Genomic DNA, 12839 nt, shown 5'->3' with positions numbered 1-12839 from the left:
CTAGGTATCGGCGGTGGTGTCGGCGCGCCGGCGGACCATCAGGGCGGCGCGCTTGTCGGGCAGGTCGAGGTCGGCGACGCGGTCGAACCCGGCGCGCGCGAACGCCCGGACGGAGGGCGTGTTGCGGACGTCGGGTTCGGCGAGCACCCGGGTGCAGCGCGGTTCGCGCTCCAGCAGCCGGGTGGCGATCGCGTCGAGGAGCGGGGCGGCCAGGCCCCGGCCGCGGGCGGCGGGGGCCAGCAGCAGGTGCACGCCCAGGTCGTGCGGGCGGGCGGGGTAGTGCGCGGCCAGCGGGTCGAGGTCGGCCCGGTACAGCTCGAAGTAGCCGGTGGGCACGGTGTCGAGCAGGGCCAGCGCGGGGCGGCTGCGGCCGTCGCCGTCGAGCTGGGCGGCGAGGTGCTCCGCGGTGGTCCGCGGCGGGCCGGCCAGGGCCCACCAGCGGTCGGTGTCCGGGTCGTTCATCCAGCCGGTGAGCAGGTCCAGGTCGGTGGCCGGCCGCACGGTGCGCAGGACGAGTTCGCCGACCGCGGTGGGTATCGTGCCGGTCTCGGGCATCACGCCCGGGCCACCGGGTTGTCGATCTCGACGTACACCGACTGGGTCTCGACCGGGCCGACCAGTTCGTCCAGGCCGTGCAGCCGGGTGAGCAGGTTGGCCTTGCAGCGCAGGGTGGGGGCGTCCAGCAGGTGGGCGGGGAGCGCGGAGCCGGTGGCGGTGGCGGCGGGGCCGGACAGGAAGCGGCGCAGCGCGGCCAGCAGCAGCTGCTCGTCGGCGAGGCCCTGGGAGCCGAAGGCGCCGATCAGGCCGAGCACGTGGTTGATGCCGAGGTAGTAGGCGAAGCGCTCGTCGGCGACCGCGTCGGGCACGAAGGTGTCGCTGTGCGCGCCGAGTCCGGGCAGCCGGGCGCGCAGCCGGTCGGCGTGCGAGGCGCGGAAGTAGTAGCCCTGGTTGTCGCGGTAGCGGCCGCCGGCGGGCCAGCCCTGGGCGTCCAGCAGGACCAGGCTGTTCTGCTGGTGGGCCTCCAGGGCGATGCCGGCCCGCCCGTCCAGCCAGAGGATCGGCAGCACGACGGTGTCCAGGTAGCGCAGGAACCACTCGGTGGCGACGGTCGGCACCGGGCGGCCGGTGCGGACGGCCAACTCGGCCAGCACGTCGGCCAGGTGCGAGCCGAGCCGGTCCAGGGGCTGCTCGGCGACCAGCCCGGCCACGCACAGCGCCCGGTCGGCGGGCCCGAACGGCAGCCGGCGCAGCACGGTGTCCAGGCCGTTGGGGTCGCCGAGCGCGGGGTGGTCGACGCCGATCCAGGCCGGGTCGCGGACGATGTCGAAGCCGGGGTGGGCGGCCCGCCACTGGGCGGCCAGGCCGGACTCCAGCAGGCGGTGCACCTCGGTGCCCCGGTGCAGCTCCTTGCGGAGGTTCTCCCGGCGGGAGTTGGTGATCCGCAGGCCCAGCGACAGCTTGAGCATCCACGGGGTGCCGGGGCGGCAGACGGTGCGCACCGAGCTGGTGGGGTGCCAGGGCTCGCCGTGCTGCCCGAGGTCGGTCAGCAGGCCCTGCTCCAGCAGGTCGGCGACGGCCGGGCGCAGCGCCAGCTCGCGGGCCTGCCAGGGGTGCAGCGGCAGGGCGGCCGTCCCCGCGGGCAGCGGGCGGCCGTACAGGTCGGCGGTGAGCTGCTCGGCGGGGGTGCCGGTGGCGCTGTCGCCGGCCAGCAGCGAGCGGTGCACGGCCCACCAGTGCAGCCGGAACGAGCCGTGCAGCTCCGGGGAGTAGGCGGCGGACTGGGCGGGGCCGAGGCCGTCGCGGCTCTTCGGGGTGGGGTGCAGCGGGTGGCCGAGCAGCAGCGACTGCTCGGCGCGCAGGAACGCGTCGGCGGGCGCGGCGGGGGCGGCCCGGCGGTGGGTGAGGATCTCCGCGGTGCGGGCCGAGGAGTCGGCCACCCGGGCGGTCAGGTCGGCGAGTTGACCGGGTTCGGGGCGGCCGGTGGCACCGGCCACCAGGGCGGCGACGGTGACCGCGTCGACCGGGTGCTCGGCGGCGCCGGTGGAGACGGTGGCCGGGCCGAACCGGTGCCAGCCGCAGGCCGACCAGTGCCGCACCGGCGCGGACAGCTGGGCGGCGCCGCCGAGCACCGGGATCCGCAGCAGGTCGCCGTCGGGGCGCTCGGCCGCGGTCTCCCGGGCCCAGCAGCGCAACAGGCTCTCGGTGGCGGCGTGTTCGGCGGCCACGGCCGGGTCGGGGTCGAGCAGCGGGTCCGGGGTGGGGTGCCCGGCCGCGGGCCGGGCGGCCGGGGGGACGCCGGTGAGGGTGCTGGCCAAATCCGCTCCTTGTAGCCGCGTGACTGCCTACGGGTAAGGGTTGCCTGTCCACCACCACCGGGCACAAGGACGGATCACTCGTTCCGGTGAGTTTCGGGCGATCCCTCACCCGCAGGTGTGAGCGGACGGCACCCTGACGGACCGTCACCATCACGGTTCGATGACCGGACGTCAACGGAGGGGCACCGCGCGCCCGCCGCTCCGGGCCCGGGTGGAAGACTGTCCCGGGAGTCGGTCCGTTCTGGGGGGTTGATGGTGAGGGCACGGGGGGTGGTGGCCCTGCTGTCCGCGGTCGCCGTGGTGGCGGGCGGGACGAGCGCCTGCACCTCGACCGGCGGTCGCGGGGGCGACGGGGAGCCGCGCAGCTTCGCCGAGTTGAAGCGCTGGGGGTACGCCGAGTGGGACGGCTGGGCGCAGCGCCACGGCTTCCGCAACCCGGCGGTGCCGGGCCTGTGGAGCGCCGACCGGATGGACCAGGCCCCGCCCCGGCAGCCCGCCCCCGCCGCGGACGGGCCGTCCGCCCCGCCGCCCGCCACGCCGTCGCCGTCACCGTCGCCGTCGCCCTCCGTGGACGCCCCGGCCGCCGCGTCCGCCGGCACCACCGCGTCCGCCACCACGGGCTCGCCGTCCGCGCCGCCGCCGGTGGCCGCCCGGCCGGTGCCGCGCCCGTACACCAGCTACCCGGCGTCCGGGAAGGTCTTCACGACCGCGCCGAACGGCGGCACCGGCCAGTGCTCGGCCACCGTGGTCGCCGACCCGAACCACCCGGGGAGGAGCAACCTGGTGTGGACGGCCGCGCACTGCGTGCACGAGGGCAAGGGCGGCGACTGGTACCGGAACCTGGTGTTCGTCCCGGCGTACAACAGCTCCGGCGCGGCCAGCGACCACCGCCGGGCGGCGCTGGCCGAGGTCGCCCCGCTCGGGCAGTGGTGGGCCGACAAGGTGATCACCTCGCCGCTGTGGACCACCGAGGGCACCAAGGGCGGGGGCGCCGCCAACCAGTACGACTTCGCGGTGATCAAGGTGCGCGGCCCGGAGAGCGAGACCCGCTCGCTGGAGGAGGTCATCGGCACCGCCGTGCCGGTCTGGTTCGACGCCCCGCGCGAGCAGCTCGCGATCCAGGCCTGGGGGTACCCGGCGCTGGCCCCGTTCGACGGGCAGGAGTTGGAGCTCTGCGACTCCGGCCGCCCGGGTTCGCGCGGCTTTGACCCGGCCCGGCCCCCGATGCTGGTGATCGGCTGCACCATGACGGCCGGCGCGTCGGGCGGCGGCTGGTTCGCCGACGGCCCGGACGGCCGCCAGCGGCTGGTCAGCAACACCTCGATCGGCACCCAGGCGCACACCGCGCTCAACGGCCCCTACCTGGAGGACGTGGCCCGCCAGGCGCTCGACTACATCTCCCGGAAGTGACGACCGCCCGTCGCCTCCGCCCGATCCGACCCGACCCGACCCCGGGGGAACACCCAATGACCGACCAGCACCGCACAGCGCGCCGAGTCCGGAACGCGGCCGCGGCCGCCCTGGTGACGGTACTCGCCGTCACCACCGCCGGCTGCACCCAGAAGGCGCTCCCCTCGCCGCCGCCCGCCGAGTCCTCCTCCGCGTCGAAGGAGGCCGTCGACATCGGCGCACTGCAGAACTTCCTGTCCCGGGTGCCGAACTGGAGCTCCGACGACTGGAAGGAGTGGGCCTCCAAGAACGGCTTCAAGCCGGAGGACATCGAGGCGATCAGGAGCTTCTGGGACACCAAGAAGCCCTCAGACCCCAAGAAGACCACCGTGATCACGCCGGACGAGAAGGCCCCCAGCATCCGGGACGTGGTCTTCCCGCCGACCGTACCGGCCAAGGCCCAGCCGCACCCGTACGCCGCGGACACCGCCGTGATCGGCAAGATCTTCTTCGAGACGGACGAGGGCCAGGCGGTCTGCTCGGGCACCGTGGTCTCCGACCCGAACAACCCGGGGAAGAGCAACCTGGTCTGGACGGCCGCGCACTGCGCCCACGGGGGCAAGGGCAAGGGCTACTTCACCAAGGTGATGTTCGCGCCCGGCTACAACCGCACCGGCGTCACCAGCAACGGCAAGGGCCGGGACGCCACCTGGGAGCAGGTCGCCCCGCTGGGCCGCTGGCTGGCCACCGGCATGCTGGTGATGCCGCAGTGGACCCAGGAGGGCAGCATGGTGGGCACCGCGGCCAACCAGTTCGACTTCGCGGTGATCCGGGTGGCCTCGCTGGACGGCTCGGACGTCTCGCTGGAGGAGACCGTCGGCGGTTCGGTGCCGATCCTGTTCAACGCCGAGCCGGAGGACATCACCGCGCCCAGGGCGTACGGCTACCCGGCCGGCAAGCCCTACGACGGCGAGGAGTTGGAGCACTGCGACTCCGGCGCCAAGCTGACCCCGTTCGTCTTCGACCGCTCGCGCCCGCCGATGCTGGCCATCGGCTGCACCATGACCGGCGGCTCCTCCGGCGGCGGCTGGCTGACCAAGCAGGGCGGCCGGACGATGCTGTTCTCCAACGTCTCGATCGGCGACAACGCCAACCGCTGGCAGGCCGGGCCGACCCTCGGCCCGGACGCCAAGAAGATGTTCGACGCCTTCCTGGTGAAGTAGCCGCGACGACGAACGGGCGGGTGGCGCACCCCGGGGTGCGCCACCCGCCCGTTCCTCCGCCGCCGGGACGGCCGGTGCCGGTGCCGGGTCGGTCAGGCCGTGACGACCGCGTACCGCTCCAGCTCGGCGGCCAGCGCCGTCGCCACCTTGGCGTGCAGCAGGGTGCCGTCCGCGGTGTGCTCGGTGGAGATCAGCTCGCCCTCCGCGTGCACCCGGGAGACCAGGTCGCCGCGGGTGTAGGGGACCAGGGCCCTGACCTCCACCGCGGGGCGGGGCAGTTCCTGGTCGATCAGGGCGAGCAGCTCCTCGATGCCCTGACCGCTGCGGGCCGACACCACCAGGGCGTGCGGCTCGCGGCGCAGCAGGCGCTGGAGGACCAGCGGGTCCGCCGCGTCGGCCTTGTTGATCACCACGATCTCCGGCACGTTCTGCGCGTCGACCGAGACGATCACCTCGCGGACGGCGGCGAGCTGGGTCTCCGGCTCGGGGTGCGAGCCGTCCACCACGTGCAGGATGAGGTCGGCGTCGGCGACCTCCTCCATGGTGGAGCGGAACGCCTCGACCAGGTGGTGCGGCAGGTGCCGGACGAAGCCGACGGTGTCGGCCAGGGTGTAGAGCCGGCCGCTCGGGGTCTCGGCCCGGCGGACCGTCGGGTCCAGGGTGGCGAACAGGGCGTTCTCCACCAGGACGCCGGCGCCGGTGAGCCGGTTGAGCAGCGAGGACTTGCCCGCGTTGGTGTACCCGGCGATGGCCACCGAGGGGACGTGGTTGCGCCGCCGCTCCTGCCGCTTGGTGTCGCGGCCCTTCTTCATCTCGACGATCTCCTTGCGGAGCTTCGCCATCTTCTCGCGGATCCGCCGCCGGTCGGTCTCGATCTTGGTCTCACCGGGACCGCGGGTGGCCATGCCGCCGCCCGAGGAGCCGGAGCCACCGCCACCCATCTGCCGGGACAGCGACTGGCCCCAGCCGCGCAGCCGCGGCAGCATGTACTGCATCTGGGCGAGCGAGACCTGCGCCTTGCCCTCCCGGGACTTGGCGTGCTGGGCGAAGATGTCCAGGATCAGGGCGGTGCGGTCGACCACCTTGACCTTGACCACGTCCTCCAGGTGGATCAGCTGGCCGGGCGTCAGCTCGCCGTCGCAGACCACGGTGTCGGCGCCGGTGGAGGCGACGATGTCGCGCAGCTCCTTGGCCTTGCCGGAGCCGATGTAGGTGGCCGCGTCGGGCTTGTCGCGGCGCTGGATCACGCCGTCCAGGACTTCGGAGCCGGCCGTCTCGGCGAGGGCGGCGAGCTCGGCCATCGAGTTCTCCGCCTCCTCCAGCGTGCCGTCCGTCCACACGCCGACGAGCACCACGCGCTCCAGGCGGAGCTGGCGGTACTCGACTTCGGTGACGTCCTGCAGTTCGGTGGAGAGGCCGGCCACGCGCCGGAGCGCGGCGCGCTCGGAGCGGTCGTACTGCTCTCCGTCGTAGTTGCCGAGGCCCTCGTCGATCGCCGCGAGGTCCTCGTCCATCAGGGCTTCCGCCTTGAGGTCGGCGAGCCGGCTGGCGGACTCGCTCGATCGGGTGCGGCTGTCGAACGTGGAGGTCATTTCATCCTTGGGTTGATCGGATCGTGCTCTCGGACAACACGGCGGAGCCGCCGTGAATTCCCCACGATGGTTGCACGTCCGCCGTGCCCGAGTCATCCCTTTTACCAGCCGCCCCGTCCGGGTCGGCACCCGCCCCCGCCGTCCCGTCCCCCGCCGCCCCGTCCGCCGCCGTCTCGGGACCGCCGGGCCGGTAGACGTCGTACACGCCGGAGACCCGGAGCACCGCGCGCATCACGGCGGGCAGCGCGGCGGCGTCGGGCAGCTCCAGGGTGTAGCTGTGCCGGACCCGCAGCTGGCGGGGCGGCTCGACCTCGGCGGAGAAGATGGAGACGCCCTCGCCGGAGATCGCCGCGGTGAGGTCGGCGAGCAGCCGGGGGCGGTTGAGCGCCTCGGCGTGCAGGGTGGCCCGGTAGCCCCACTGCGGGGCGCCGCCGGGCAGCCAGCGGACCTCGACCGGGCGGCGGCCGCCGTGCAGCATCCGGGTGCCGGTCGGGCAGCCCGCCCGGTGCACCGCGACGGCCCCGCCGCGCAGCACGATGCCGGTCACCTCGTCGGGCGGGACGGGCGTGCAGCAGCGGGCCAGCCGGACGGCGGCGCCGGGCAGGCCGGGCACCTCGGCCGGGGCGACGGCGGCGGGCGGCGCGACCGGGGCCCCGGCGGCGGGGACGGCCGGGGCCCCGGTCTGCTCGGGCACCTCGGCGGCGGGGGCGGCCGGACGGGCGGCCAGCCGGCGTTCGACGGCGAGCCGGGCGCCGGGGGTGCGGACGTACTCCAGCCACTGCGGGTCGGGCCCGCTGTCCTCGCCGTCGGGGGCGAGCAGCAGGCCGAGCATGTCGCCGTCGCGCAGTTCGGTGGAGAGCGCGGCGAGCCGGCCGTTGACCCGCGCGCCGATACATCGGTGGCCGGTCTCCTCGCCGAGCAGGTAGGCGGCGTCCAGGCAGCTGGACCCGGCGGGCAGGTGCAGGGTGGCGCCGTCCTCGGTGACGGCGGTGATCTCGCGGTCGTCGCGCAGGTCGGCGGTGAGCGCGGACCAGAAGGCGTCCGGGTCGGGGGTGTCCTGCTGCCAGTCGAGCAGCCGGGCCAGCCAGCCGGGGCGGGCCGGGTCGGTGCGGTCCTCGGGGTCGTCGGCGGCGCCCTGCTGCGCGGTGCGCGGGTCGCCGAGGGCGACCACGCCGGTCTCGGCGACCTCGTGCATCCGCCGGGTGCGGACCAGCACCTCGACCACCTCGCCGCCGGGCAGCGCGACGGCGGTGTGCAGCGACTGGTACAGGTTGAACTTGGGGGCGGCGACGAAGTCCTTGAACTCGCCGGGCAGCGGCGTCCAGCAGGTGTGCAGCTCGCCGAGCACGGCGTAGCAGTCGGCGTTCTCCTCGACCACCACCAGCAGCCGCCCGAAGTCGGCGGGCCGCAGTCCGGCGCCGTCCGGCCCGGCCCCGCGCTTGATCATCACCCGGTGCAGCGAGACCAGGTGCCGGGGGCGGACGGTGACCGCGGCGGGGATGCCGGCCTCGCCGAGCTGGCGGCCGAGCTCGGCGGCGAACGGGGCGAGCACGCCGTCCGCCCAGCCCTCGGCCACCGCGCCGGTGCGCTCGTACTCCTCGGGGTGCAGGGTGGCGAAGACGATGTCCTCCAGCTCCGCCTTGACCACCTGGATGCCGAGCCGTTCGGCCAGCGGGATCAGCACGTCCCGGGTGACCTTGGCGATCCGCACCCGGCTGGCGGGCTTCATGTGCCGGATGGTGCGCATGTTGTGCAGCCGGTCGGCGAGCTTGATCACCATCACCCGGACGTCGTCGCCGGTGGCGACCAGCATCTTGCGGAAGGTCTCCGGCTCGGCGGCGGCCCCGAAGTCGACCTTCTCCAGCTTGGTGACGCCGTCGACCAGGTACGCCACCTCGGGCCCGAAGTCCTCGGCGACCTGATCGAGCGTCACCTCGGTGTCCTCGACGGTGTCGTGCAGCAGCGAGGCGACCAGCGCGGTGGTGTCCGCGCCGAGCTGGGCGAGGATCATCGTCACCGCGAGCGGGTGGGTGATGTAGGGCTCGCCGCTCTTGCGGGTCTGCCCGCGGTGGCTCTCCTCGGCGACCCGGTACGCCCTGGTCAGCAGCGGTACGTCGGCCTGCGGGTGGTGCACCCGGTGGGCCTGGACGATCGGCTCGATGGCGTCGGGGACGGGCGTCCGCCCGGTGGCGAGCAGCGCCGCCCGGCCGGCCCGGCCGAGTGCCGCGCGGCTGAACCGGCTCGCCTGCTGCTTGGACGGCGAACCCGCCAACTCGGAGCGGATGGTCATCTGCACCTCCGGCAGCAACACCGGAGCGACGGCCGACCCGGTGGTCCATGCTACCGAGCAGAGCACGTTCCGCGAGCCCCCGCTTCCCCTCTGTCACTCGGATCACTCGAACGGGCGGATTAGCCGGAGGGCCGGGTGGGAAGCGGGAGCTGACGCTCCGTCGCGCTGACCTGCGGTCAGACCAGGACGCCCTCGGCGACGATCACCGCGGGGCCGGTCATCTCGATCCGGCCGTCCGGGAACTCCTCGATCACCAGCCGCCCGCCGGGCACGTCCACGGTGTAGCGCACCGCCTCGCCGGTGACCGCCGGGTCGGCGCCGTCCCGCCGGATCGCCGCCACCGCGACGGCGCAGGCGCCGGTGCCGCAGGAGCGGGTCTCGCCGGAGCCGCGCTCGTGCACCCGCATCGCCACGTGCCGCTCGCCGCGGTCCACCACGAACTCCACGTTCACGCCCTGCGGGTACGCGTCCGCGGGGGCGGTGGCCGGGGCGTCCAGCAGGGTGCCCGCGTGCGCCAGGTCCTCGACGAAGGCGACGGCGTGCGGGTTGCCCATGTTGACGTTCAGCGCGGGCCAGCTGCGCCCGTCCACGGTGACGGTGATGCCGTCCGGGCCGGGCAGCACGGCGCGGCCCATGTCCACGGTGACCTCGCCCGGGGTGCCGTCCGGGCCGTCCTCGGCGATCCGCACCCGCTTGACCCCGCCGCGGGTGGCCACCGCCAGCTCGCCCGGCTTGGCGTGCCCGGCGTGCACCAGGTAGCGGGCGAACACCCGCACCCCGTTGCCGCACATCTCGGCGATCGAGCCGTCCGCGTTGCGGTAGTCCATGAACCACTCGGCCTGCCCGGCCGCCCCCGCCGCCGCGGGCTCGGCCGCCGAGCGGACCACCCGCAGCACGCCGTCCGCGCCGATCCCGGCCCGCCGGTCGCACAGCTCGGCGACGGTGGCCGCCGACAGGTCGATCCGGCCGTCCGGGTCGGGGAGGATCACGAAGTCGTTCTGGGTGCCGTGCCCCTTGAGGAAGGCCGTTCCGCTGGTACCGCTGCGCTCGCTCACACCGCCGATGGTAACGAAACCGGGCCGCTCCGACCTCGGGCGGACGGCCCGTGAGACGGGGGCGGACGGCCCGTGAGACGGGACGGACCCGGCGGACGGGGCCTGGCCCCTGTCCGGCCGATCCTGCCGGGCGGGGCCTAGCCGCGCAGGTGGACGACCCGCCAGACGGCGAGGGCCACGGCCACGGCGGCCAGCAGGGTGTACAGCACGATGGCCTTCCACCCGGCCCGCTCGGTGCTGCCGCGGCGCGGCACGCCCGGCCACTTGTACCCGGCCCGGCGGGCGGCCATCGCGCCCCAGCCGACCGAGGCGGCGGTGATCAGCAGGCCGAGCATGCCGATCATCGCGGTCGCGCCCTCGCTGCCGAAGGCCAGCGGGAAGGCGAACATCAGCGAGCCGAACATCACGGTCGCGGCGATCGGCAGGATCTGCCACCAGCGCAGCCGGCGGCGCGGCCGGATGTCCCGCTCGTGGACCACGCCCGGCGCGGCGGCCAGGTCGTCGATCGCGGGCAGTGCCACCGCGTACGAGGTGGTGGGGACGGCGAGCTCGGGGAGGGTCTCGGACCCGTCGGAGACGTCGCCGAGCAGCTCATCGGTTTCGGGGCCGGTACCCGTTGACACGCGGCCTCCCCTGACGGCTCGACACGAGCTCCGGAGCTCGCGGGCGGTGAGGCCGGCCCGCGTGCCGGGCCTCGGTGGTACCGATGATGGCACGTACCAACACGCCCGCAGGGGGTCGCACGGCTTGATCGGGTGATCCGATGCCAGGACGTGATCCCGCCGTGACCGCCGGTACCTCCTGCACCTGCGTCTGCCGGTGCAGACGCCGCGAGCCTGGCCGAATACCTCCGCCGGGCAGCCGGAAACCGCCGGTCAGCCCGCCCGGTGGGACGCTTCCGGACGGTGGATCAGTTCCAGTGCGCGGCCCAGCAGCTCGACCGGATCGGCGCCCTCCGGCCGCTCCAGCCAGTGGATCCGCGGGTCCCGGCGGAACCAGGACTCCTGGCGCCGGGCGAACCGCCGGGTGGCCCGCACGGTCTCCGCCCGCGCCTCGTCCTCGGTGCACTCCCCCGCGAAGAACGCCAGCACCTGCTGGTAACCGAGCGCCCGGCTCGCGGTCAGCCCCTCGCGCAGCCCGGCCTCCTCCAACTCCCGCACCTCGTCCAGCAGCCCGGCCTCCCACATCCGGTCCACCCGCAGCTCGATCCGCCGGTCCAGCTCCGGGCGCGGCACCCGGACGCCGATCTGCACCGCCGGGTACACCGCCCGCTGGGTCGGCAGGCTGGCCGTGAACGGCCGGCCGGTGATCTCGATGACCTCCAGCGCCCGGACGATCCGCCGCCCGTTGCTGGTCAGGATCGCCTCCGCCGCCGCCGGGTCCAGCTCCGCGAGGCGCCGGTGCAGGGCGCCGGGGCCGACCCGCTCCAGCTCCTCCTCCAGCCGGGCCCGGACCGCCGGGTCCGTCCCGGGGAACTCCATCTCGTCGATCGCCGCCCGCACGTACAGGCCCGAGCCGCCGACCAGCACCGGCACCTGCCCGGCCGCCAGCTGCCGGTCCATCTCCGCCCGCGCCAGGCCCTGGTACTCGGCCACCGAGGCGGCCTCGGTCACCTCCCACACGTCCAGCAGGTGGTGCGGGACGCCGCCGCGCTCCGCCGCCGTCAGCTTGGCGGTGCCGATGTCCATGCCCCGGTACAGCTGCATCGAGTCGGTGTTCACCACCTCCCCGCCGAGCTCGCGGGCGATCGCCACCGCCAGGTCGGACTTGCCGGCCGCCGTCGGGCCGACCACCGAGACCACCCGGGGCGGGGTGTCGGGACGCGTGGAAGGGGAAGAAGAGGAACCGCTCACCCCACCAGTCTCGCAAAAGCCGAGCACCTCCCGTGTCACTGCGTCGTTGACCGGGGAGGATCAGCTATGTCTGGTGCGGGAATGACCCGAAATGCGAGGAGTGCACCCATGGGCCTGATGGACAACCTCAAGGGCAAGGCCGAGGAACTGAAGGAGAAGGCCAGCGAGCTGGCCGGGAAGCACGGCGACAAGATCGACGGCATGGTGGACAAGGCCGGTGAGACGATCGACAAGGCCACCAAGCACAAGTACTCCGACAAGATCGTGAAGGGCACCTCGGCGACCAAGCACGCCCGGGACGACTTCGCGGCCAAGCCCACGGACGACCTGCCGCCGACCGCGACCGGCCCGACGCCCGCAGGCGGCCCGACGCCGCCGACCGGCCCGACCCCGCCGGTCCCGCCCGCCAACGGCTGAACCGGCGCGTCAGCGCCAGGAGGCCACCAGGTAGCCGACGCCGTACGGGGCGTCCTCGTAGCGCAGTTCACCGCCGAGCGCGGCGCCCTCCGCGGCGCCCGCCAGCACCTGCCACGGGGCACGCCCCTCGGCCATCAGCTCCGCCGACAGCTCCGCGTCCAGCCCGGCCAGCGCCGCCGCGTCCGCCCCGGCCAGCGCGAGCGCCACCGCGCGGTCGTACCCCTCGGCCCGCCCGTCCAGGTACCCGGGAGCCTTCACCGAGCGCCGGGCGCTGCCGTCCCCCAGCACCAACAGGCCCACCCGGTCCGCGAGTTCGGCCAGCCCCCGGCCCAGGCCCAGCAGCCGCTCCGGCACCGTGTCCGGCCGCACCGCGACGGCGTGCGTCGGCACCCGCACGCCCGCCTCCTCCAGCAGCCACGCCCCCACCGTCAACGCGGGCGACAGCTCCGGACCGTCCACCCCGCCCAGCGGCAGCCGCACCGCCTTCGCCACCCCGTACCGGCGCAGCGACCCCGCGCCGCCCTCCGTCCACACCCCGGCCCGCTCACCGGTCCCGACCACCACCACCAGATCGACCCCGGCCAGCTCCCCCACCGCCGCCAGGCACGCCTCCCGCAGCCCCGCCACCTCACCGGCGGCCCCCGCCGCCACCTCCGGCACGAGCAACGGCGGGCAGGGGCACACGGCGGCGGCAGCAAGCATGTC

The 12839-nt window shown here is 74.9% G+C and carries 11 protein-coding genes; 3 read left to right on the top strand and 8 right to left on the bottom strand.

The genetic code is table 11. The annotated features are described in order from the left end of the window. A complete protein-coding gene (locus ACIP60_RS30430; protein ID WP_400690364.1) occupies nt 1–555 on the bottom strand; it encodes a GNAT family N-acetyltransferase in 555 nt (184 codons plus the stop codon). Then, complete coding sequence (locus ACIP60_RS30425) at nt 555–2315, bottom strand: IucA/IucC family protein (protein WP_400690361.1); 1761 nt, start codon at nt 2313–2315, stop codon at nt 555–557. Before ACIP60_RS30425 ends, ACIP60_RS30430 begins: the two co-directional genes overlap by 1 nt. Nucleotides 2316–2567: 252 nt before the next feature. On the opposite strand from ACIP60_RS30425, the gene ACIP60_RS30420 reads away from it, so the two are divergent. After that, on the top strand, nt 2568–3725 hold the full coding sequence (locus tag ACIP60_RS30420) for a trypsin-like serine peptidase (protein WP_400690358.1): 1158 nt from the start codon (nt 2568–2570) through the stop codon (nt 3723–3725). 56 nt (nt 3726–3781) lie between these two features. Continuing rightward, nucleotides 3782–4927 carry a trypsin-like serine peptidase gene (locus tag ACIP60_RS30415; protein WP_400690356.1) on the top strand — a complete coding sequence of 382 codons (1146 nt, stop codon included), beginning with the start codon at nt 3782–3784 and terminating at the stop codon, nt 4925–4927. Between the two features lie 92 nt (nt 4928–5019). On the opposite strand, the gene hflX is transcribed toward ACIP60_RS30415, so the two are convergent. The 5 genes from hflX to miaA form a co-directional block, all read right to left on the bottom strand. Next, nucleotides 5020–6519, bottom strand: a complete 1500-nt coding sequence (gene hflX / locus ACIP60_RS30410; RefSeq protein ID WP_100840403.1) for a GTPase HflX — start codon at nt 6517–6519, stop codon at nt 5020–5022. 1 nt (nt 6520) lies between these two features. Further along, entirely contained in the window at nt 6521–8809 is a 2289-nt protein-coding gene (locus ACIP60_RS30405; RefSeq protein WP_400690352.1) for a RelA/SpoT family protein, read from the bottom strand. 176 nt (nt 8810–8985) lie between these two features. Continuing rightward, the gene (gene dapF, locus ACIP60_RS30400) at nt 8986–9864 is read right to left on the bottom strand and encodes a diaminopimelate epimerase (protein WP_400690349.1); all 879 of its coding nucleotides are present in this window, start codon (nt 9862–9864) and stop codon (nt 8986–8988) included. Between the two features lie 137 nt (nt 9865–10001). Further along, nucleotides 10002–10487, bottom strand: coding sequence for a hypothetical protein (locus tag ACIP60_RS30395; protein ID WP_282202716.1), 486 nt, complete (start codon nt 10485–10487; stop codon nt 10002–10004). Between the two features lie 252 nt (nt 10488–10739). Then, nucleotides 10740–11717 carry a tRNA (adenosine(37)-N6)-dimethylallyltransferase MiaA gene (gene miaA, locus ACIP60_RS30390; RefSeq protein WP_400690346.1) on the bottom strand — a complete coding sequence of 326 codons (978 nt, stop codon included), beginning with the start codon at nt 11715–11717 and terminating at the stop codon, nt 10740–10742. A 108-nt stretch (nt 11718–11825) separates the two neighbouring features. Between miaA and ACIP60_RS30385 the strand changes: the two genes are divergently transcribed. After that, complete coding sequence (locus ACIP60_RS30385; protein ID WP_400690344.1) at nt 11826–12134, top strand: antitoxin; 309 nt, start codon at nt 11826–11828, stop codon at nt 12132–12134. A gap of 9 nt (nt 12135–12143) precedes the next feature. Here the strand turns inward: ACIP60_RS30385 and ACIP60_RS30380 are convergent, their stop codons facing one another. Then, nucleotides 12144–12836: a hypothetical protein gene (locus tag ACIP60_RS30380; protein WP_400690341.1), complete on the bottom strand. Its 693-nt coding sequence runs from the start codon at nt 12834–12836 to the stop codon at nt 12144–12146. Nucleotides 12837–12839: the final 3 nt, after the last annotated feature.

The organism is Kitasatospora sp. NPDC088783 (assembly GCF_044750705.1).
GTDB lineage: Bacteria > Actinomycetota > Actinomycetes > Streptomycetales > Streptomycetaceae > Kitasatospora > Kitasatospora fiedleri.
Note: the sequence above shows the minus strand (reverse complement) of the source record. Positions and strands in the feature narration are given on the sequence as shown.